The organism is Kitasatospora sp. NPDC001660 (assembly GCF_053596725.1).
Genome location: NZ_JBSFGU010000035.1, coordinates 1 through 20644 on the forward strand (window position 1 = coordinate 1; position 20644 = coordinate 20644).

General features: G+C 72.4%; 19 protein-coding genes and 1 pseudogene. 10 read left to right on the forward strand and 10 right to left on the reverse strand.

The window, feature by feature from the left end; translation table 11 throughout:
• The 3 genes and pseudogenes from ACWCXH_RS28995 to ACWCXH_RS29005 form a co-directional block, all read right to left on the reverse strand.
• A pseudogene (locus tag ACWCXH_RS28995) lies at window positions 1-136 on the reverse strand (IS481 family transposase); the annotation flags it as partial.
• Between the two features lie 241 nt (window positions 137-377).
• Entirely contained in the window at window positions 378-755 is a 378-nt protein-coding gene (locus tag ACWCXH_RS29000) for a hypothetical protein (protein WP_449804435.1), read from the reverse strand.
• Window positions 756-934: 179 nt separating this feature from the next.
• A complete protein-coding gene (locus ACWCXH_RS29005) occupies window positions 935-3448 on the reverse strand; it encodes an ATP-dependent Clp protease ATP-binding subunit (protein WP_449804436.1) in 2514 nt (837 codons plus the stop codon).
• Window positions 3449-3886: 438 nt separating this feature from the next.
• Here ACWCXH_RS29005 and ACWCXH_RS29010 point away from each other — a divergent pair, with 438 nt between their 5' ends.
• The 6 genes from ACWCXH_RS29010 to ACWCXH_RS29035 all read left to right on the forward strand — a co-directional run bounded on the left by ACWCXH_RS29010 (window position 3887) and on the right by ACWCXH_RS29035 (window position 6038).
• Window positions 3887-4042 (forward strand): hypothetical protein, encoded by a 156-nt coding sequence (locus ACWCXH_RS29010; protein ID WP_449804437.1) that lies wholly within the window; start codon window positions 3887-3889, stop codon window positions 4040-4042.
• A 130-nt stretch (window positions 4043-4172) separates the two neighbouring features.
• Complete coding sequence (locus tag ACWCXH_RS29015) at window positions 4173-4496, forward strand: plasmid stabilization protein (protein WP_449804438.1); 324 nt, start codon at window positions 4173-4175, stop codon at window positions 4494-4496.
• Between the two features lie 103 nt (window positions 4497-4599).
• Window positions 4600-4791 (forward strand): hypothetical protein, encoded by a 192-nt coding sequence (locus tag ACWCXH_RS29020; RefSeq protein WP_449804439.1) that lies wholly within the window; start codon window positions 4600-4602, stop codon window positions 4789-4791.
• Between the two features lie 246 nt (window positions 4792-5037).
• Entirely contained in the window at window positions 5038-5442 is a 405-nt protein-coding gene (locus ACWCXH_RS29025) for an STAS domain-containing protein (RefSeq protein ID WP_449804440.1), read from the forward strand.
• An 8-nt stretch (window positions 5443-5450) separates the two neighbouring features.
• Entirely contained in the window at window positions 5451-5684 is a 234-nt protein-coding gene (locus ACWCXH_RS29030; RefSeq protein WP_449804441.1) for a DUF6296 family protein, read from the forward strand.
• A 144-nt stretch (window positions 5685-5828) separates the two neighbouring features.
• Window positions 5829-6038 (forward strand): winged helix-turn-helix transcriptional regulator, encoded by a 210-nt coding sequence (locus ACWCXH_RS29035; RefSeq protein WP_449804442.1) that lies wholly within the window; start codon window positions 5829-5831, stop codon window positions 6036-6038.
• 47 nt (window positions 6039-6085) lie between these two features.
• Here the strand turns inward: ACWCXH_RS29035 and ACWCXH_RS29040 are convergent, their stop codons facing one another.
• Together ACWCXH_RS29040 and ACWCXH_RS29045 are read right to left on the reverse strand one after the other, a co-directional pair.
• On the reverse strand, window positions 6086-6277 hold the full coding sequence (locus ACWCXH_RS29040; RefSeq protein ID WP_449804501.1) for an MmyB family transcriptional regulator: 192 nt from the start codon (window positions 6275-6277) through the stop codon (window positions 6086-6088).
• 1 nt (window position 6278) lies between these two features.
• On the reverse strand, window positions 6279-7130 hold the full coding sequence (locus ACWCXH_RS29045; protein WP_449804502.1) for a pirin family protein: 852 nt from the start codon (window positions 7128-7130) through the stop codon (window positions 6279-6281).
• Window positions 7131-7302: 172 nt separating this feature from the next.
• Between ACWCXH_RS29045 and ACWCXH_RS29050 the strand changes: the two genes are divergently transcribed.
• Both ACWCXH_RS29050 and ACWCXH_RS29055 read left to right on the forward strand, forming a co-directional pair.
• The gene (locus ACWCXH_RS29050; protein WP_449804503.1) at window positions 7303-7794 is read left to right on the forward strand and encodes a carboxymuconolactone decarboxylase family protein; all 492 of its coding nucleotides are present in this window, start codon (window positions 7303-7305) and stop codon (window positions 7792-7794) included.
• 192 nt (window positions 7795-7986) lie between these two features.
• The gene (locus tag ACWCXH_RS29055) at window positions 7987-8637 is read left to right on the forward strand and encodes a rhomboid-like protein (RefSeq protein ID WP_449804443.1); all 651 of its coding nucleotides are present in this window, start codon (window positions 7987-7989) and stop codon (window positions 8635-8637) included.
• A 100-nt stretch (window positions 8638-8737) separates the two neighbouring features.
• Here ACWCXH_RS29055 and ACWCXH_RS29060 read toward each other — a convergent pair whose 3' ends face one another.
• Both ACWCXH_RS29060 and ACWCXH_RS29065 read right to left on the reverse strand, forming a co-directional pair.
• Entirely contained in the window at window positions 8738-11257 is a 2520-nt protein-coding gene (locus ACWCXH_RS29060; protein ID WP_449804444.1) for a collagenase, read from the reverse strand.
• Window positions 11258-11458: 201 nt separating this feature from the next.
• Window positions 11459-12028 (reverse strand): Lrp/AsnC family transcriptional regulator, encoded by a 570-nt coding sequence (locus ACWCXH_RS29065; protein ID WP_449804445.1) that lies wholly within the window; start codon window positions 12026-12028, stop codon window positions 11459-11461.
• 45 nt (window positions 12029-12073) lie between these two features.
• Between ACWCXH_RS29065 and ACWCXH_RS29070 the strand changes: the two genes are divergently transcribed.
• Both ACWCXH_RS29070 and ACWCXH_RS29075 read left to right on the forward strand, forming a co-directional pair.
• Window positions 12074-12964, forward strand: coding sequence for an NAD-dependent epimerase/dehydratase family protein (locus tag ACWCXH_RS29070; RefSeq protein ID WP_449804446.1), 891 nt, complete (start codon window positions 12074-12076; stop codon window positions 12962-12964).
• Window positions 12965-12977: 13 nt separating this feature from the next.
• A complete protein-coding gene (locus ACWCXH_RS29075; protein ID WP_449804447.1) occupies window positions 12978-13850 on the forward strand; it encodes an aldo/keto reductase in 873 nt (290 codons plus the stop codon).
• Window positions 13851-14273: 423 nt separating this feature from the next.
• Here the strand turns inward: ACWCXH_RS29075 and ACWCXH_RS29080 are convergent, their stop codons facing one another.
• The 3 genes from ACWCXH_RS29080 to ACWCXH_RS29090 all read right to left on the reverse strand — a co-directional run bounded on the left by ACWCXH_RS29080 (window position 14274) and on the right by ACWCXH_RS29090 (window position 20608).
• Window positions 14274-17180 carry an ATP-binding protein gene (locus tag ACWCXH_RS29080; RefSeq protein ID WP_449804448.1) on the reverse strand — a complete coding sequence of 969 codons (2907 nt, stop codon included), beginning with the start codon at window positions 17178-17180 and terminating at the stop codon, window positions 14274-14276.
• 135 nt (window positions 17181-17315) lie between these two features.
• Window positions 17316-17498, reverse strand: a complete 183-nt coding sequence (locus ACWCXH_RS29085; protein WP_449804449.1) for a hypothetical protein — start codon at window positions 17496-17498, stop codon at window positions 17316-17318.
• A gap of 29 nt (window positions 17499-17527) precedes the next feature.
• Window positions 17528-20608 carry a type 2 lanthipeptide synthetase LanM family protein gene (locus ACWCXH_RS29090; protein ID WP_449804450.1) on the reverse strand — a complete coding sequence of 1027 codons (3081 nt, stop codon included), beginning with the start codon at window positions 20606-20608 and terminating at the stop codon, window positions 17528-17530.
• Window positions 20609-20644: the final 36 nt, after the last annotated feature.

The following is a 20644-nucleotide window of genomic DNA, read 5'->3' on the forward strand; positions in this document are numbered from 1 at the left end:
CCGCCCAGCGCTTGGCCGTGGTGGGCGAGACCTGGAAGCGCTCGGCGGCCCTACGCAGCGGCCAGCCGTCCTCGACCACGCAGCGGGCCAGGCGCGGACGTCCGGTCTCGGTCAGCGGTGCGTTACGGTGTGGCATGAGGGCCTTTCTGGCTGTAGGTGGAGATGTCGCAATCCACACCGAGCCAGAAGGCCCTCACTCATTTCAAGATCACCCGGCCGTGAGCCCTGTCACCAACCTCCGTGGTCAGTACACGCGTCCCTGCACCTTCCGGTGCGAACACGCTCTTCAGCTCAATCGTTCCGGTCCGCTGAGTGCGCCGCCACCGCGGCTCCGGCCTCGTCGCTTGGGGTGGCTCTGTTGTTGGTTGCTTTCGCGGTCAGATCGTCGGTCTGTGTCTTCGGAGGAGGAGGCCGGCAGCGAGTGCGGCGACGCCCTCGGCGATGGCCGCGGCCTGTTTGTCGCTGAACCAGACGGGTTCGTACATGTTCGGCAGTGGTCCGAGCGTGCCGACGTCGACGTAGCGGTAGAGGAGCAGTGCGGCGAGGCCGCCGGCTGCCACGGCGAACGCGAGGGCGACTGCCGACCGCCGAGGCCAGACGAGCAACAGCAGCGCGGCCAGTGCCGCGAGACCGGCTTCGATCCTGAAGAGATCGCCCTGGCTGACCGACTCGCTGACCGCGTCGTACTGGTCGGCGAGGTGGGCGTGTATGTAGGCATCGACAGCGAGACCGGCTGCTGCCAGGCACCTGAGCACGGTCCGCCCGCGCCATCCGGCGTGGTGCGGTCGGCGATACGACCAGCGGGGGAGCATGGCGACACCTCACAACCGTGAGCAGCGGCCTTCCGCACCTGATGAGCCAGAGTCCACAAAGCGCGTGGCCACGTCACAAGTGTGCGTCGTGAGCCGATAGAGCCGGGACCAGTTCAGATGGGCTACTCCGCCGAACTTGCTGTGCCCGGCTCCGGCTGGTCCGCGCCGCCCGAGGCGACCGCCGGACCGAGGGCCAGTGCCAGCTCGCCGTCCTTGACATCGGCGATGACGGTGTCGTTCGGATTGACCGAGCCGCTGAGCAGCATGTTCGAAAGGCGGTTGTCGAGCTCCGTCTGGATGGTGCGGCGCAGCGGCCGGGCTCCGAACTCGGGCTGGTAGCCACGGTTGGCCAGCCACTCCTTGGCGGTCTCGGTGACCTCGAGGTTGATCTGCTGGGCGTGGAGCCTGCGCCGGCTGCGTTCCAGCAACAGGTCGACGATGCGCACCAGATCCGCCCGGGTCAGGGCGTGGAAGACGATGATCTCGTCGATGCGGTTGAGGAACTCGGGCCGGAAGTGCGCCTGCAGTTCGGCCATCAGGTCATCCCTGATGTCCTCGACCGCCCCCTGGTGGTCCAGGATGCGCTTGGAGGCGATGTTGCTGGTCATGATGACCACGGTCTGCCGGAAGTCGATCGTCCGTCCCTGGGCGTCGGTGAGCCGTCCGTCGTCCAGCACCTGGAGCAGCAGGTTGAAGACGTCCGGGTGGGCCTTTTCGACCTCGTCGAACAGCACGACGCTGTACGGCTTGCGGCGCACCGCCTCGGTGAGTTGCCCGGCCTCCTCGTAGCCGACGTATCCGGGAGGGGAGCCGACGAGCCGGGAGACGGTGTGCTTCTCCTGGAACTCGCTCATGTCGAAGCGGACCATCCGGTCGGAGTCTCCGAAGAGCAGTTCCGCAAGTGCCTTGGCCAGTTCCGTCTTGCCGACTCCCGTGGGTCCGAGGAAGAGGAAGCTGCCGGTGGGCCGGTCGGGGTCTCCCATGCCCGCCCGGCCGCGGCGCACGGCCTGGGACACGGCGGTGACCGCCTCGTCCTGGCCGACCACCCGCTCGTGCAGGGCCTCTTCGAGCTTCGTGAGCCGCTCGCGCTCGGTCTCGGTGAGCTGGGAGACGGGAATGCCGGTGCGCGCGGAGAGCACATCGGCGATGTCCTCGGCAGTCACACTCCCGGCCTCTTCCCGCTCCCCGCCGACCCCGGCGAGCTCCTGCTCCACCTGCCGGATCTGCTCCTTGAGCTGTGCGGCGCGTTCGTAGTCCTCGGTGCTGACGGCCTCGTCCTTCTCCCTGCGCAGCTTGGTGAGGCGGTCCTCGAGGCTCGCGGTCCCGGTCGGGGCACCGAGGCCGCGCAGTCCCACGCGTGCTCCGGCCTGGTCCATGAGGTCGATCGCCTTGTCGGGCAGGAACCGGTCGGTGATGTAGCGGTCGGACAGGGCGGCCGCGGCGTCCAAGGCCTCGTCCGTGTAACGGACCTGGTGGTGGGCTTCGTAGGAGTCGCGAAGCCCGCGCAGGATCTCGACCGTCTCCTCGACGGTGGGTTCGCGCACCATGACCGGCTGGAAGCGCCGTTCGAGCGCGGCGTCCTTCTCGATGTACCGGCGGTACTCGTCGATGGTGGTGGCGCCGACCACGCTGAGGTCGCCCCGGGCGAGCGCGGGCTTGAGAATGTTGCCGGCGTCCATGGCACCCTCGCCGCCTCCGCCGGCGCCGACGACCGTGTGCAGTTCGTCGATGAACACGATGATGCCGCTCTTGGCCTCCGTGACCTCGTCGATCACCTTCTTCAGCCGCTCCTCGAACTCTCCCCGGTACTTCGATCCGGCGACCAGACCGGCCATGTCGAGGCTCACGACGCGGCGGTTGCGCAGGGCCTTCGGGACCTCTTCGGCGACGATCCGCTGCGCCAGTCCTTCGACGATGGCGGTCTTGCCAACGCCGGGATCGCCGATGAGCACGGGGTTGTTCTTGGTACGCCGGGAAAGGACCTCCACGGTCTGCTCGATCTCCTCCGCCCGGCCGATCACCGGGTCGAGACGCCCGCCGCGGGCCTCCTCGGTGAGGTCCCGGCCGTACTCGTCCAGGGTCGGGGTGTCGCTGTTCCTGCCCGACGCCCCCTCCCGGCCGGCTCCGCCGCCCCTCAGCGCACCCGGGGAAACCCCCTCGGACCCCAGCGTCTGCGCGAGACCGGAACGGGGATCCTCCAGCAGCGCGGCGAGGATGTGCTCCGGACCGATGTACGAGGAACCCGTCGTCCGGGAGCGCGCGTGGGCGGCGAGCAGGGCACGCTTCGCCGCGGGAGTGAGACCGGGCTCCCCGGTGCCCGCCCCGGACGGAAGGCTCTCCTGCAGGTCCGCAGCCAGCTGGTCCGGATCAGCGCCCGCCTGCTCCAGCACCTGCCGGGCGGCCGGTACCTGCGTGGCGGCCCACAGCAGGTGCACGGTGTCGAGATCGGACCCGTCCTGGGCCGCCCGGCCGCCGGCCGCCGCCAGCAGCTCGTGCGAGGAATCACTGAGCAGTCGCCCGATGGGCACGCGCTGCACGGCTGGCGGCGATGCTGCCGGACTCATGCCGAAGAAGCGGTTGAAGAGATCGGAGAACGGGTCGCCGGACCCGAAGGGCGAAGTTGTCACAAGGATCATCCCGTCCGGCGGGCGGCACAGCGGCTGTGCGCAGCCTGCCGTAGTCGAATTGCCGGTTCACGGCCATTCTTCGCCGGGTCGTCCCGGCATGCGAACGCGGCAGGTGAGTGACGGGCGTCCTGGGTAGAGCCGCAGATGCCACAGGCGATCGGGCACGAGGAATGGGTCACGCGATCTTCGGCCGACGGCACTACTGGTAGCGCCGCGCAGTGTGGACGGGGGAGAACGTCATGGACGTGCCTGAGTGGTACGCGGCGGGAGCGTGGACGGCGTCCTACACGGACGCGGACGGTTTCTTCCGGTGTTTGCGTTGTGGCTGCTCGGCTTCGTCTTCCGTGGCGCGGCGGAGGGCGGACGCAGCCGCTGGTACCGCTGGTAGCCGTAGTCGGTCGCAGCGAGGCCGGCCGTCCGAGCCTGGGCAGGAGGCCGTGCCGTGCTGTGAGTGTGCTCCTGGCGCTGACGGTGATCGTCATCGCCCTGGGATCGGTGCGACTCGTCGTCCACGGAGTGCTGTACCTGCTGTTCATCGGCATCGTGGTGGGCGGCCTGAGTCGTCTCGCGTTCACCGCCTCCCGCAGGCGCCTTGCCCGCTGACCGTCCCGGGCGCCGGCCCGGCTGGGTCGGAGTAGTCCGGCAGGGCCCGTCTGCCGCATCCAGGAGGCCTGCGAACGAGTCGCGTCCTAGGTTCGGGGTAGACGATGCGGCACACCATAGAGGAGGAAACATGCCTGCGGGTTCGAGCAAGAAGCGTGAACGCCAGTACGAGCACATCAAGGACAGTGCGCTGGAACGCGGGGAGAGCCAGGAGCGGGCCAAGGAGATCGCGGCCCGGACCGTGAACAAGGAACGAGCCCGGCATGGCGAGTCGAAGACCGCCAGCCGCTCCTCCACGCACGACATGTCTTCTTCCCGGCGCGGTGGACAGCACTCGCACTCCGGCTCCCAGGGGCCGACGAAGGAGCAGCTGTACAACGAGGCTAAGCAGCGCAACATTCATGGCCGCTCGAAGATGAGCAAGAAGGAACTCGCCAGCGCCCTCGGCCACTGACCGACCCACACCACAGCAACCCGGCACGAGGCAACCGGGCGCCGTCATCGGGGCACGCCTGGTGGCCGAATCCGCCACCTGACATGACGGGAAGGACGATGCGATGAGCACGGACGACACGAGCGCCCGGGACAAGAACGACGCGTCGCGGGACGACGACACCGTACGGGAGCGGTCTGCGGAGGAGCGAAGCATTACGGCGCCGACGCCGAAGGACGTCCGGGCCAAGGCTGATGACGTCGATGACGACGGCGAGGAAGCCGAGCCGCCCGCGGCCGACACCCAGACGCCCTGACCGGCGCCTCCGCTGGTCGAACGCTTCACCCGTCGCCGACACTGGCCATTTCATATGGCGCGATCCGCAGTCAACCGCTCGTGCGCAGGCGGAACAGGACGGGATTCGTTTCAGACAAGCCGCAGGACGGCGACGGGGCCGGCCAAGCGGTGGGGCCCCCGCCATTGGCGCCTGCCAGTGGACCAGTTCGGGGCAAGCGAGGCAGGATCTAATACGGAACACCTTCCCCTGCCGGAGGCGAGCCCCATGTCTACCCGGCACGAGCCCTCCGAGGACAAGCCGACTGCCGAACCGCGACTGCGGATCGGCGCGACGAACGTCCCCGAGATCGCTCAGATCCTGCGCCTGGACGGCGAAGTCGATCATGACCAGCGCACAGACCTGGAGGACGCCCTCCGTCGCGCGATCAAAAACGGCGAGCCGCGACTCATCATCGATCTGGCCGGCGTTTCCTTCTGCGACTCCACCGGCCTCAATGCCCTGCTGGCGGCGCGTCTCGACGCCACTGCGAACAGCGTTCGGCTGATCCTGGTCGCCCCACCACCCCAGCTGCGGCGACTACTGGAGATCACCGGAGCTGACGAGGTCTTCACGATCCGTTACAACGTTCAGGCCGCCCTCACGGAGCCCACCCGCATGGACACGGACTGAGGCAGAGCATGGACGTACTGCCGTGCTACGCGATCACTCTCCCGGGCCCGTTCGGAAGCCACGGCCCACCAGAGGTCGTCCTGGTCCAGCCCAACGGCGAGGTCACTGCGGACGGCCACCCGGTGTACGCCGACGCAACGGGGAGACTGCGGGTGGAGATCATCGGCGGGGTCGCCCGACCGCTCATCGCCGGCCCCGGACCGGGTCGCCATACCTGCCTCCACGCCACAGCGCTACCTTGACCAGCGGCGAGGTGCTCTGCGAGGTGCGGACGGATTGGTCGGGGCGCCGGTCCGACGTCCCGGGCCAGCCGCTCGACGCCCTCGGGCAGCAGACGCTGCGGGTTCGGCGAACTCAAGGTCCAGGTCGACGGGATCAGCCACAAGATGCTCACTCAGACACTGCGTAACCTCGAACGTGACGGCATCGTCGAGCGCACCCCGTACGCCACCGTGCCACCTCGCGTCGACTACGCCCTCACTCCGGCCGGCCGCGAACTGCAGAAAATCGTGCACGGCATCTGCCACTGGACGCGTCACCACCTCGACCACGTCAAGGCGTCCCGCCGGCGCTTCGACCACCCTGACGGCAAGTGAGCCGCCGAGCAAGCCGCTGAGCGGCCCCCGCGTACCGGCGGCCTCGCTCAGGCGACCGGGAAACCGTCGGTGCCGAGGACGTTCAACAGCGCCAGCTTCTCCTGGCTGTCCGTGCCGGGCGTCGTGGTGAAGACCAGCAGCGACTGGGACTCGTCCGGGTCCTGGAGCGTCTGGCAGTACAGGTCGATGCGCCCGACCTGCGGGTGGAAGAAGCGCTTGGCCTGCTGCCACCTGTGCAGGTCAGCGTACTCGTCCGCGCGGCTTCAGCGGGGTGGTGGGGAGCTCGGGGGCGGGCAGGCGGTCACCGTGGTAGCCGCGCACCTCGCCGAATCGGTCGCCGGTCATCCAATCCGAACGGGCTCGGGCGATGTCGTCCATCGACCGGCCGATGAAGTTCCACCACATGACGATCCGCTCCTCGAAGGGCGGGCCGCCGAGCAGGACCGTCCGCGCCTCGGTGTCGGTGGTGTTGGTGAGGGTGAGGGTGGTGCTGCCGGGGGCGAGGTAGCCGAGTTCGGCCGGGTGGAGCGGGGTGCCCGCCATCCGGACCTCGCCGCGGTCGACGAGCAGGCCGTGTTCGAAGGCGGGGTCCACGTCGAGGGTGACGGTGGCGTTCGGGCCCAGTGTCACCTCGGCGCCGAGCAGCGGGGTGAACGTGGGCACGGGCGAGGTGTCGCCGGCCAGGGTGCCGAGGAAGACCCGCGCCTCGCCGCCGTCCAGGTGGACGGGCCGCGGCACGTGGTGGTGGAAGTCGCGCGCGGTGTGCCGGTGTTCCTCGGGCAGGGCCACCCACAGCTGGACGCCGTGCAGGACGGTGGTCGCCGGGGTGGAGACCTCGGAGTGGCTGATGCCGTGTCCGCCCGTCATCAGGTTCAGCTCGCCCGGGCGGACGAAGGCGTGGACACCGAGGCTGTCGCGGTGCTCGATCTCTCCGGTGAACAGCCAGCTGACCGTCTGCAGTCCGGTGTGGGGGTGCGGGGCGACGTCCATCCCGCCGGTCTCGGCGACGTCGTCGGGGCCGTAGTGGTCGACGAAGCACCAGGCGCCGATCAGGGTCCTTGAGCGCTGCGGCAGCGTGCGCCGCACTGTCATCGCCCGCGGCCCGCCGAGCGGGACGTCCCGTGCGGGCAGGACCTGTACCTGTGGTGCGACGGTGCTCACGTCGTGCTCCCTGCTTCCCCGGATGGTTTTACTTTCAACTATTATGCCATGGCGACCTGCCTTCCGACAGCGAATTGCCAGAGGAGTTACTGTGAGTAGCGAAGTGACCGGCCAGGTGACCGTGGCCCCGGCGCGGCGACGGGTGTTCATCGACAAGCAGACCCCCAAGGCCTACCGCGCACTGCTCGCGACCGCCGAATCCGTCCACGCGGCCGCGGCCGACGCCGGGCTCGACCGCAAGCTCGTCGAACTGGTCAACCTCCGGGTGTCCCAGGTCAACGGCTGCGCCTACTGCCTCAACGTGCACACCCGGGCCGCGCTGCAGGCGGGCGACACCACCCAGCGCCTGGGCACGCTCCCGGCGTGGCGCGACACCGAACTGTTCACCCCGCAGGAACGCGCCGCCCTCGCCCTCGCGGAGGCGACCACCACCCCGTCGGACGCGGCGGCACAGGAGGCCGCCTACGGAGCGGCCCGCGACGTCCTGACGGAGGAGCAGATCTCCGCCGTGATCTGGGTGGCCATCACCATCAACGCGTTCAACCGCGTCTCGATCCTGAGCAAGCACCCGGTGCGCTCGATCCCGGCCCAGTGACCGTGCGGAAGTCGGCGCGTCCCGGGCACACCCGACCCTCCCGGAGACGACTGTCGGGTGCTCCGACCGGGCGCCGTTGACTTCCTCCCCATGCTCATGGACGGGGATTCCGGCCGCGCGAGTCCGACCGCGGGGGCCGGGCACGGACCCCCTACGCTGGCCGCACCCCCCCGGCGACCTCTGGAGACCCCCTTGCCCCGCGCTCACCGACTCGTCCGCAATCCCGCCGCGTGGTACGCGGTCCTGCTGGCCGCGGGGGTGGCGGTGACGCACGCGCTGCCCGTCGACGATGCCGAGCAGCTCCGTGCGTGGGCCTCGACCAACCTCGCCAACCTGCGCCCCTGGCCGGTCGGGCACCCGGTCGAGGCGCTGGCGGTCTCCGCCTTCGTCCCCCAGGGCGACGGGTGGGCGTGGCCGCTGCTCGCGCTGGCCGGGCTCACCGTGGTGGCGGTCCTCGGCCGGCTGCGCGGTGTGCTGGTGCTCGCGCTGGCGCACGTGGGCGCGACGGCCGTGACGGAGGGGATGGTCTGGTGGCACATCCAGCACGGCAGCCTCCTGCCCGACGCCGCGTACGAGGTGGACACCGGCCCGTCGTTCGTCGTGGTCGCGGCCATGGTCATCGCGGTCGGCTGTGCCCGCCCGCTGTGGTGGCGCGCCGTCTGGCTGGCCCTCCTCGCGGCCTCCGCCCCCGACCTCCTCGACGGCCTGCGCGACGGCGACGTGTCCGCCGTCGGGCACGTCCTCTCCGCCCTCGCCGGTCTCGCCGTCGTCCTCACCCACCACCGCAGCCTCCGCCGCCGCCCCCGCACCCCCGACCGCACCCGCGAACCGAGTCTGAGGTGACACGGGGAGGCGGCGTGAGAAGGCGTCCACCATCCCGGTGGCCACCCGGCTGTAGGGCGGCCCGGGGCGGTTGCTCCGGGCCGCCGTTCAGGGGTGTGTGTCAGTACCGGGCCGAGACCGTGACGTCGCTGAAGTCGGTCTGGGCGTAGAGGCTGATGTAGCGGTAGCCAGCGGTGGTGTTGGTGACGGTGATGGTCTGCTCGGTGCCGTTGTTGGTCGAGCCGCTGGTGTGAGCGGTGGGTGTGGCCCAGGAGTCGGGGTTGTAGTAGAGGTAGGCGGTGCCGGTGCCGCCGGTGCTGGAGACGGTCAGGGTGGTCTGCCCGGCGGGCAGCCAGAGGTAGAAGTAGTCGAGGTTGCCGGCGGTCGCCGACTGGTTCGCGCGGTAGCAGTTGCGGTCGAGCTGCCGCGGGTCGGCTCCGGTGCAGGGCGCGGCCACGGTGACGGTCTTGCTGGTGGTCGCGGTCCGTCCGTTGCCGTCGGTGACGGTCAGGGTGACGGTGTAGGCGCCGGGCGCGGTGTAGGTCTTCGTCGGGCTGGCGGTGGTGGCGGTGGTGCCGTCGCCGAAGTCCCAGGCCCAGGAGGCGATGCTGCCGCCGCCCGACTCCGTGGAGCGGTCGGTGAGCTGGACGGTCAGGCCGGAGACGGCCGCGTCGAAGGCGGCGGTCGGGGTGCCGGTGCTGCCGGCCGTGCAGGCTCCGGCGGCGCAGGCGTCGAGCCAGGAGGTGAAGTCGGCGTCGTAGCCGGTGCCGACGGAGTTGTAGACCGCGTACCCGCCGGCGTAGTCGCCGGTCCGGAAGTGGGCGAGCATGGCCTGGATGTCGGCCGGGTGCTTCTCGACCATGTAGCGGACGGCGAGGTAGCCCCACGGGTAGGTGCGGACGGTGTCGCTGTTGTCGTAGGTGTTCTGGAACAGGGTGCTGAGCGCGTAGGTGTGCTTGGCGGCCTCGGTGACCGCCTGGGTGTCGGTGACGCCGCGGTAGGTGTAGGAGACGTACTCGGCGACGCCCTCGATCCACCAGACGTCGGGGACGGCGATCTGCTGGGAGAAGTTGCCCTTCATGTCGTAGCGGGCGTCGAGGGCGTGCGTGTACTCGTGGTTGAGGTTCCAGACCCGGGCGGTGAAGCCGTTGTCGGTCGGGTGCCGGTAGGTGATCGAGAGCGGCTGGTTGGCGGGGTTGGCCGGGTCGCCGGTCAGGGTCATGCCGCCGTTGTTGGTGTCGATGCCGTAGATCGGTCCGGCGTAGGTCTGGTAGTCCGCCGGGCTGGCGAAGTTCACCAGCTGGAGGGTGGACTCGTACTGGCCGGCTATCGGGCCGCTGTCCTTGACCAGGTCGTGGACGAACGGGTCCTGCTTCTGCAGGCTGGCGCAGACGGCGGCGAGGTCGGCCGCGGTGAGGTCCTGTGCGCGGATGGTGTGCGTGGCGTCGCAGGTGTCGCTGACCGGGAGGGCGGCCGCGGTCAGCTGCTGGGGCAGGTTGCACACGCCGTAGTACGAGCACTGGGACTGGTCGTAGGTGGCGGCCAGGTTGGCGACGCCCACCCAGAGCGGGGCGGTGGGGCCGGTGATGGACGACGCGTCGAGGAGGCCCTTGGCGAGCGGCCGCACCTTGGCCTGGAGGGCCGGATGCTCGATGAAGCGGGCGGTTTCGAGCCCGGCGTTGGCGTCGAGGAAGGCGTTGGCGGTGCCCAGCAGGTCCCGGTGGTTGAGCGCGAAGGCGTCGAGCGTGTCGATGATGCTCGGATCGGCGGTGACCGCGTCGACGTAGTCCTGGTTCTGGTGGCCGCGGAAGACCGGGGTGAAGACGTCGTTGACGAAGTTCACCATGTACCAGGAGGCGTTGTACGAGCTGTTGTACCCGTTCAGGAGCCGCTTGTAGGTGCCGAGGTAGCGGGCCTGGAGGTTGGCGCTGTCGCTGAGGACGACGACCTCGCCCGCGATCTTGCCGTTCCCGTCGTTGACGTCCTGGAGGTGCGGGCTCGCGAAGAACGCGTCGAGGCCGCCCGCCACCGCGTTGGTGAGCGCGGAGTCGTAGGCGCCGACGTCGGCCGGGTGGTTGTACTGCACGTAGTACCCGGCGCGCAGGAAGAGGACGAGGGGCAGGACCCCCGTCGAGTTGTCCCCGGGGTAGCCGGTCGCGACGCTGTGGAAGGCGTTGGCGATCGTGACCATCTGGCTCTCGCGGAACACCCCGCCGGCATCCGCCCCGCTGACGCCGAACAGCGTGTTGACGCAGTCGGGGGCCGAGGCCTCGACGAAGGAGACCAGCGCGGCCCCGGTCCGGCTGCCGAAGTCGCCCGGCGTGCACGACGCGGCGGCGGCCAGGGTCGCGGCCCCGGGGCGCGGCGTGGCCGTGGGGCTGCTCAGCGGCCGGTGCGGCGGGAGCTGGGCGGCCGTGAGCCGGTGGTCCTGCGCGGCGGCCGGGCTGGTGGCGTCGACGGCGGAACTGCCGGTCGGCGGCAGGGGTCGGACGGTGCCCGCGGCCTGCTCGACGTGGTGTGCGGGCTGGGAGGGCTTCTCCGTGGGGGCGGCGAAACCCGGTGCGGCGGAGAGGCCGACGACGGCGGTGCTCGTCGCGGCGATCACTGCCAGGAATTTGGGCAGCCGAAATGGCTGACGCATCGTCACTCCTTGCGTGGGGTGTGGGGGTGCGCCCCGAGGCGGGGGGAGGGCGCGTGAAGCACGGTCTCATGTACATGACGGTCCTTCAATAGGGTGTGACATATCACTTTGAACCGATGGCCGCCGAACCCGTGCGCAAGAGTGGACGGAGGAGCCTCCGTGCTCGCCGCGCAGCGGCCCCGGTGCCCGTGTCCGGGGTGGTCAGGGCGTTGTGCGCGGCCGCTGCGGGGGCAGGAGGACGCGCTGGGTGACGGGGGAGGAGAGGATGACGGAGGTCGTGGTGCGGCCGAGGGCGGAGATGAGTTCGATCAGCTCCTCCAGGTGGGTCGTGTCGCGGGCGGCGATCTTGAAGACCCAGCAGTCCTCGCCGATGACGTGGTGGACCTCCAGGACCTCGGGGCGGTGGACGAGTTCCTGGCTGCGCAGGTACTTGACGGTCATGCGCGCGTGCGGGGAGACGCGGACGAAGGCCTGGATGCCGTAGCCGAGGCGGTCGGGGGCGACCTGGGCGGCGTAGCCGGTGACGGTGCCGTCGGCTTCGAGGCGGCGGACGCGCTCGCCGACGGCGGCGGGGCTGAGGTTGACGCGGCGGCCGAGTTCGCTGAGCGTGATGCGGCCCTCGGCCTGGAGGAGCTCCAGGAGGCGCAGGTCGACGGCGTCGAGGCCGCTCTCGGAGCGCGGGCCGGGGCGCGAAACCGGCGGCACCGAGGAATCGTCGGTGGCGGTGCCGATCTGCCGTCGGTCTTTCGGTCGCGGCGGCTGAACTCCCATGATCTCCCCTTCATCCGGTGACGCCGCACCGTAACACTTGGGGGCATGGAAAACGTGCTGGTCATCGGGGGGAACCGCTACTTCGGGCGGCGGCTGGTCACCCGGCTGCGGGACTCCGGAGTTCGCGTCAGTGTGCTGAACCGGGGCTCGGCGGCCGCTCCGCCCGGCGTCGCCCATCTCGTCGCCGACCGGGGGGATGCGGCGGCGCTGGGTGCGGTGCTCGCGGGCCGGAGCTTCGACGTCGTGGTCGACCAGGTCTGCTACACGTCGCTGCACGCGGAGGGGGCGGTGCGGGCGTTCGCCGGCCGGGTCGGGCGGTATGTGATGACGTCGACGATCGAGGTGTACGACACGGGGGAGGACCGGCCGGCCGGTGTTCCGCTCGACGAGGGGGCCGTCGATCCGCAGCGGGAACCGGTGCATCCGGAACTTCCCTGGAGGGAAGGGGAGTTCTCGGAGGCCTCGTACGGCGAGGGCAAGCGCCGGGCGGAGGCGGTGTTCGCCCGCAGCGGCGCGTTCCCGTTCGTCGCCGTCCGGGCCGGGCACGTGCTGGGCGCCGCCGACTTCACCGGGCGCCTCGCGCACTACCGCGAACGGATCGGCACCGGGCGGCCGGTGGCCGTCCACCCGGCGGACCGGCCGTCGTCCTACACCCACGAGGGCGAGATGGCCGACGTCCTGCACTGGGCGGCCGCGGCGGACTTCACCGGAGCCGTCAACGCCTGCTCGCACGGCGAGTTGACCGCGACCGACCTCTGCGACCTGATCGCGGCCGGGCGTCCGTACCGGACGGCCGCACCCGCGCCCGGCGAGGAGGCCTCGCCGTTCTCCTTCGACCGCTACTACGGCATGGACAACTCCCGTGCCGAGCGGCTCGGTTACACCTTCTCCCACACCCGCGACTGGCTGCCCGGCCTCGTCGCCGCCACGTCTTGAACCGGAGCCACCCATGACCACCACCCGCCGCATCGGCACCCTGGACGTCAGCGCGATCGGCCTCGGAGCCATGCCGCTCTCCGTCGAGGGCCGCCCCGACGAGGACCGCGCGATCGCGACCGTCCACGCCGCGCTCGACGCCGGCATCACCCTGATCGACACCGCCGACTCCTACCACTGGCACGCCGACGAGTACGGCCACAACGAGCGCCTGATCGCCCGCGCCCTCGCCGCCTACGGCTCCGGTGCCGACGACGTGCTGATCGCCACCAAGGGCGGACGCGGCCGCCCCGGCGACGGCTCGTGGACGATCGACGGCGACCCGGCCCACCTCAAGCGGGCCTGCGAGGGCTCGCTGCGCCGCCTCGGCGTCGAGGCGATCGGGCTCTACCAGCAGCACTACCCGGACCCGCGCATCCCCTACGAGGACTCGCTGGGCGCCATCCGCGAGCTGTACGACGAGGGCAAGATCCGGGCGGCGGGCATCTCCAACGTCTCGGTGGAGCAGGTGCGGCAGGCGCGCGGGATCCTCGGGGACGCCCTGGTGTCCGTCCAGAACCGCTACTCGCCGATGGTTCTGGACCACCAGCCGGTGCTGGACCTGTGCACCGGACTCGGCCTCGCCTTCCTGCCCTGGAGCCCGCTCGGCGGCATCGGCCGGGCGGACGCGGTCGGGGGCGGCGCGTTCGCCGGGGTCGCGGCCGCACGTGGGGTGAGCCCGCAGCGCGTGGCGCTGGCGTGGCTGCTGGCCAGGTCGCCGGTGATGCTCCCGATCCCGGGTGCGAGCCGGCCGGGGACGATCCGAGACTCGGCCGCTGCGGCCGAACTGGTCTTGACGGGGCAGGAGTTGAGGACACTCTCGGTGATCGGCCGAGCGGACGCATGAACATGGCGGAGGCGATGCGGGAGTTCCGGTTCGCCTGGCAGGGGCGCCACTGCGCGGGGCTCCGCTGAAGGAGCTGTGGTTCGCGCTGGCCACGGACGGCTCGGCGTGGTGGTACGACGGCCGTGTGACGGGCCGCGGGCCGCGGGCCGTGTCGGGCACGTGGAGAATGTGGGGGATGTGGGAGACGTGCGGTGGGTTCGTGGGTGGGTCGGGCGGAATAGTGGGGCCCGATCCCTCATGTGCGCAGGCCGCGGACGGTGTTGGCTCTGGGAGCGCCGGAAAGCAGCCGGCGTGAAACCCGACCGGGGGCGGTAGTTCCCCGCCCTCGGCCGCGACGAGGAGGAAGTTCCATGAGCGTTCCGTACGCGGCGCGGCCCTGGCCGCCTCACGCCTGAATGGTGCGGCCCCGACGGAATCCCGTTCTCACCCCTGCGCGTTGAGGTCCGCGGCGAGCCGGCAGAGCGCGGCCCGGTCGGCGTGGCCGGTCTTCTGGAGCAGGCTGGCCAGGTGCTTCTCGACCGTGCGCGGCGAGATCGACAGCAGTCGGGCGAGGTCCTGGTTGCCCGGCCGGTCGACGAGCAGCGCCAGCACCTCGTACTCGCGCGGGGTGACGCCCCGGGCCCGCAGCCCGGCCGGGATCAGCTCGCGCCCCCTGCGGCGCTGGGCGACGTTGGCGCCGGCCTGGCGGAGCAGGGCCCGGCAGGCGCCCGCCACCGGCGGGACGTCGAGGGCGTGGAAGTACTCCTCGGCGGCCCGCAGCCAGGCCACCGGGTCGCCCCAGCCGTCGGCGATCGCGGCCTCCGCGACCAGGCGCAGCCCGAGGTGGTGCCCGGTGGGGAAGCGCCCGGCATCGCGACGCACCCGCTCCACCGCCTCCGCCGCCTCGGCGGCCCGTCCCTCCCGGCCGAGCAGCACCGCCTCGGCGAGGTCCAGGAACTGTCTGTTCCAGGCGAGTTCGGCGCCCGGCGAGGCGGCGACCGCGGTGTGTTCGGCCCAGCCCGCGGTGCCGGCCAGTACGGCCAGCAGCGGACGCAGCCCGTACCGCCCGGCGAGGAAGTAGACGTTCGGGTGCTCGGCCTCCCAGGCCGCCGCGGCCGCGAACTCGGCGTCCGCCGTCGCGCGGTCCTCCTCCAGCAGCGCGCACATGGCCCGGCACAGGCCGAGCATCACCGGCGTCAGCAGCGATCCCTCGCCCCCGGCCCGCCGGAACGCGCGCAGGACCTGCTCCATCGTCCGCCGCCGGCCGTGGTGGGCGGCGAGGGTCGCGGAGGTCAGCAGCAGGTAGCGGTGGGTGGCGTGGTTGCGCATCCGCCCGGCGGCGTCCAGCCACCGGCCGATGATCTCCTCGGCCGTCGCCGGGTCGCCGGCGAGCACGGCGTGCATGGCGAGGAACCCCTCGGTGCGCTGGCTCAGCACGATCGAGCCGAGGTCCTGGGCCGCCGCCTTCGCCTGCTCCAGTCTTCGCGCCTCGCCGGTGCGCATGAAGGCGTTGCCGCCGAGGCGGATCAGCGCCTCGAACCGCCAGCTCGGCAGGCCGTGCGTCTCGGCGATGGCGAGCATGCGCTCCAGGCACCCGTCGGCGACGTCGAAGCCGCGCGTGCGGGCGAGCATCGCCAGCACCTGCCAGGCCTGGCAGGCCAGGACCGGCAGCCCGGCCCGCTCGGCCATGTCGGCCGCCTCCTCGGCCGTCCGCTCGGCGTCGGGCAGGCGCTCCTCCTCGCCGGGCAGCAGCGCCAGGTGCGCCTCGACGACCGCCAGGGCGGCGGCCTGCTCCGGCCGGCCGCCGTCGTGCAGCCGGGCCCGGGCGGCGGCCACCTGGGCGACGGTCTCCGCGCTCCGTTCGGCGACGACGGCGGCCCAGGCGAGGCGCGTGTGCAGGGCGACCATGCGGTCGGCGCCGAGGGTCGTCGAGCCGATCGTGGGCAGCGTCCAGGCGAGCGCGAACGCGCGGTCCAGCCGGCTGTCCTCGGCGAGCGCGTAGGCGAGCGACTCGGTGATCTCCGCCCGGTGCGCCGGGCCGGCCAGCGACTCGGCCCGCTCCAGCAGCAGCACGGCGGACGCGGAGGCGCCGTCGGCCAGCGTCAGCCGTCCGGCCTCGGCGAGGAGCAGTGCCGCGCCCGGCCGGTCGCCCGCGGTGACGAGCAGGTCGGCGACCAGCTGGCAGCGGTCGGGGGTCAGCGGACCGTCCTGGCGCAGCGCGTCGGCGGCCCGGCGGGCGAGCGCGGCGCGCTGGGCCGGGGGGATGCCGGCGAGCACGGCGTCGACGGTGATGGAGTGGCGGAACGCGTAGTTCTGGGGCGAGGAGTCGTCGGGCACGAGGAAGTGGGCCTCGGTCGCCTCCCGGAGGCGGGCGAACAGGGCGGGCTCGTCCAGCCCGGTGACGGCCCGCAGGACGCCGACGCAACAGCGGGGGCCGATGGTGGCCGCGAGCAGCAGGAAGTCGCGCAGCGGCGGGTCGATCTGGAGCAGACGGTGGCCGAAGCTCTGCACGACGGTGGTCGGCACGGTGGTGTCGAGGTCGCCGGTCACCCGCCAGCCGTGCCCGGCGGTGCTCAGCAGCTTCGAGTCGACGAGGTCGGCGAGCAGTTCCTCGGTCAGGTAGGGGTTGCCGTCGCTGCGCGCGAACAGGCGGTCGACGACGGCGTCCGGGACGTCGTCGGCGGGTGCGTCCAGGCAGCCGGCGACCAGCGCCCTGATCTCCGGCGCGCTCAGCGGCGGCAGTGCGGCCACCGTGGCGATCCGGCGCCGCTCGGCGCTCCGCGCGAGGGTGAGCGCGTTGCACGGGTCCGTCCGGACGGTGGCGAGGAGCAGCACGGGCAACTGACCGAGGTTGTCGGCCAGGTACTCCGCCACCGCGACGCTCTCGGAGTCCGCCCAGTGCAGGTCCTCCAGGGCGAGGACGCAGCCGGCGTCGCGGCCGATGACGGCGAGCAGGCGCAGCAGTGCCTCGGCGAGTTCGACGACGCTCTCGGTACGTCCGGGGGCCGCGGTGTGCCGCCACTCCGGGACGACCCGGGCGAGCGCGGAGCGGTAGGGGAGCAGTTCCGGGTCGGTGGGCGGGCCGTTGGTGCGGAAGTGCGAGGACAGCGCTTCGAGCAGCGGCCGGAAGGGCGTCCCGCCGCCGGTCATGCTGCCCCGCCCGCGCAGCACCGGCAGGCCGAGTTCGGCGGCCCGGCGGGCGCAGTGGTCGACCAGCCGGGACTTGCCGATGCCGGGCTCGCCGACCAGGAACACCGTGCGGCCGGTGCTCTCCCGAAGCCGCGTCAAGGCCGTCTCCAGCAGGGAGATTTCGGCCTGACGCCCGATGGTGACCGGCGAAGTGATGCGCATGTCGGCAGGGTAGTTGATCGCATGATCCAGTTGACAAAACGATTGTCAAAATCCGGTGGGTCGGTCGGCGACGGACGCTGCCCGAGCTGGGACCGCCGCCGACCGCCGGTCAATGGCCGGTCAGGGAACGTCCGGTCACCGGCAGGTCACCGTCTCGATGGTGCACCTCCCGCGGTCCCGGGTGCCCAGCAGCTCGGCGCGGCGGGCGAGCAGAGCGCCGCCCGAGCGGATGCTGATCGCGCCGATCGGGTCGTCCTGCGCCGCGTCCTGGTCGACGGTCGACGACTTCCAGCGGAGGACGGTCTCGTGGATGTCCATGGGGAATCCTTTCGTTGGAGGGTCATGCGTCACGGCGTCCGGTGCGACGGCCGCGGATCGGTCGGCGGTTGCAGCAGCAGCGCCGAGGTCGTGTGGTCGGGGAAGGCGAGCCGCAGCAGTCCGTGGCCGATGCCGGCCAGGCCGGTCAGCAGGCCCGGGGCCGGGACGGCGCCCGGGGTGCCGCAGACCGGGCCGACCCGGTCGAGGGCGGTGAGCAGGGCGGCGGTGCGGCCGCCGAGGGCGGGGTCCTTCAGGTGCGCGAGCAGTTCGAGGACGCCGAGCTCGCCGTGGCACAGGCTGTGGTCGGGCAGCGGGCCGGTCGCGCCGGCGCGACCGGCCGTCTTTGCGACGAAGCGCGCCAACTCCTGGTCCGCCATGGCGACTTCGCTGTCGGCCACGGCGAGCGCGATGCCTGGTGCGCCTTCGCACCAGGATGTGGGCTGCGCCACCGTGGTCGGGCCGTCATCGGCGAGGCGTGCCGACTTCGGTTCGGCCACGGCGAGTTCGAGGTCCGGTGTGCCGTTGCGCCAGGGCGTCGGCACTTCTCCCGCGCACGCGGCCGAGCGGAGGGCGGCGAGTCCCGCCCGTTCGTGGTCGGCGCTGCCGCCGGCGCGGGCGAAGCGGAGCAGTGCCCAGCCGATGCCCGCCGTCCCTGCGGCGAAGCCGCGCGCGGCGGGCCAGGGCCGGCCGGTCAGGTGGTCGGCGCACTGCCGGGCACCCTGCCAGGCCTCGGCGCTGCCGGTGGCGCGGTGCACGGCGAGCAGGGCGGCGAGGCCGCCGGCGGTGCCGTCGGCCAGGGCGGGGGAGTGCTCGGCCTCGGCTGCGGAGGTGGTGAGCCGGACGGCCTGGTCGCGCAGGTCGGCGAACTCGTGCTCGTCCAGCAGGACGGCCAGGTGGGCCAGCGCGTGGGTGAGACCGCCGAGGCCCGCGAACGCGCCGGATCCGATCAGCGGCAGCTGCTCGGGCCGGGCCGCGAGCCGGTCCAGCAGGTCGGGCACCGGCCGCAGCGCGAGGCGGGCGGCCTCGGCGTAGCGGCCCGTGCCGGTGAGCGCGGCGAGTTGGGCGAGGAACAGGGCAGGGCCCGGGTAGCCGCCGCCGAGGTCGGCGCCGGCGGGGGCGGGCTGCCAGTAGCGGTCGCCGAGGAGTTCGATCCCGATCCAGTTCACGCGTCCGGCGTTCCGGTGGGCCCGGTCGAGGAGGGTGTCGCCGATGGCGCGGGCGGCGTCCAGGAGTCGGGCGGGGCCGGGGGCGTCCGTCGGTAGGGGCGGGGCGGTCCGCCCCGGGCCGGACGGGTCGTTCGTGCCGGGCTCCCGGGGCCGGCCGGCCGCCTGGCCGGGCGCGTTCGCCGGTAGGGGCCGACCAGGCGCGTGGGGCGGGGTGGTCGCGCGGCTCGCCATGGTCGCGCGGATGATCCACTCCTGGTCGTCCAGGGCGGCCGTGCCGAGCCCGCGGAGCCGCTGTGCCACCCGGTCGAGGCCGGGGCGGTCCAGCGCGTCGCGGACGCGCCTGCCCCGGCCGGTCCACAGGTCCGGCGCGCCGGGGCGGGCGGTGAAGAGCGGAACGTCGCCGTTCCAGAGCTCGGCCACCTCGTCGTCGTCCAGTCCGGCCCAGCCGGGGCGGTCCGTCCCGTCCGCGAGCGCCTCCCGCAGCAGCGCGTCCCGGTCGGCCGCGTCGCGCAGGAGGCTGGGGTGGGTGGACTCGTCGAGCAGTGCGGCGTAGTCGGCGGTCGCGCGGACGACGACGCGGGTCTCGTCGTCGGCGAACGCGGGCAGCAGGCCGAGCAGTTCGTCCCTGCCGTCGGCGAGGATGCGCAGGCCGAGGCGGTGGCCGTCCACCAGCGCGTCGACGTGGTCGGCCGGGTCGGCGTCCGTGCCGTCGAGGCGGGGGCGGTTGGCGCCGCCGCGGAGTTCTCCCGTCCGGCGGACGAGCCGCATCGCGTCGGTGCCGGCCGCCTCCCACCGCACGGACTCCTCGGGCGCCGCGGCCCCCGCGTCGCCGCCCAATCCCGAGGCGTCGAGCGCCCTTTCGTCGCCGAGGATCAGGCGCGGCAGCAGGCCGGTCCGGTACACCGAGGCCGCGAGGGCGACGGCCGCCGGATCGACGGATCCACCGGGCTCCTGCGGGGGCGTCGGGTGGAAGAGGGTTTCGAGGTCCACCGGCACCGGGTGGTCCGCGGACGCGATGAGGTTCTCGAAGTGCAGGTCGGTGCAGTCGAAGGCGTGGAGCAGGGCGAGCCAGGCGCCCTGCCGGAGGTAGAACCGGTGCACCTCCTCGGGCGTGGCGCACGGCCGGCGGTCGACGAACTCCGTCCAGCCGTGGCCGGGGCGTTCGACCAGGGCGAGGGCGCGCAGTCCGGGCGAGCCGGGCTGCGCGTTGAACCAGTCGACCACGGCGTTGAAGTGCCGGTGGACGCGCGGCGGCCGCGGCTTGTAGACGACCCGGTTGCCCTCCGCGAAGTGCAGCACGGCGACGGCGTGGCCGCGCCGGTGCTGGTCGCCGGTCCGGTGGACGGCGGTCAGCGGGCCGGGGTCGGTGCCGGTGAGCAGCTCGGCGGCGATGTCCGCCCGGTCGGCGGCGAACCGGTCGAGCAGGTCGGTGAGGGCGTCCGCGGCGGCGAGGCAGGCCTGTGCCAGGGTCCTTGCGAGGACGGGGTATTCGCGGAACAGGGCGGACAAGCCGCACTGGCGTGCCGTCGAATCGACGTACGAGCGGAAGCGTTCCTCGGGCGTGGTGCCCGTCAGCCGCCCGCCCACCCGGGCGACGTTGAGTTCCAGGACGAGCGTACGGGCGGCGCGCCGGGTGAGGGCGTCCGTGAGGTCGTCGGCGAACCGTGCCCGGACGGCGGGTAAGTCGACGATCGCAGGCGGGAGTTCGGTGCGGACGCGCGCCAGCGCGGCCCGGACGAGGGGCGCGACGACCGTCCGGAACCCGGTGGTCCCCGGCAGCGGGCCTGCGGGCACCCGGGGCACGTCCGCGCCGGCGACCGCCTCCTCGACGAAGGCCGCCCACGAGGGCCGGCCGCCGTCCGACGGCTCGCCCGGGCGCAGGCCCGGCGCCCACCAGCGCCCCGTCAGGGCGTCGGCCGTCGTGTCGATCGGAGGATTGGTCACGGTACAGAGCGTGACAGCCGACGGACTGTTCGCACA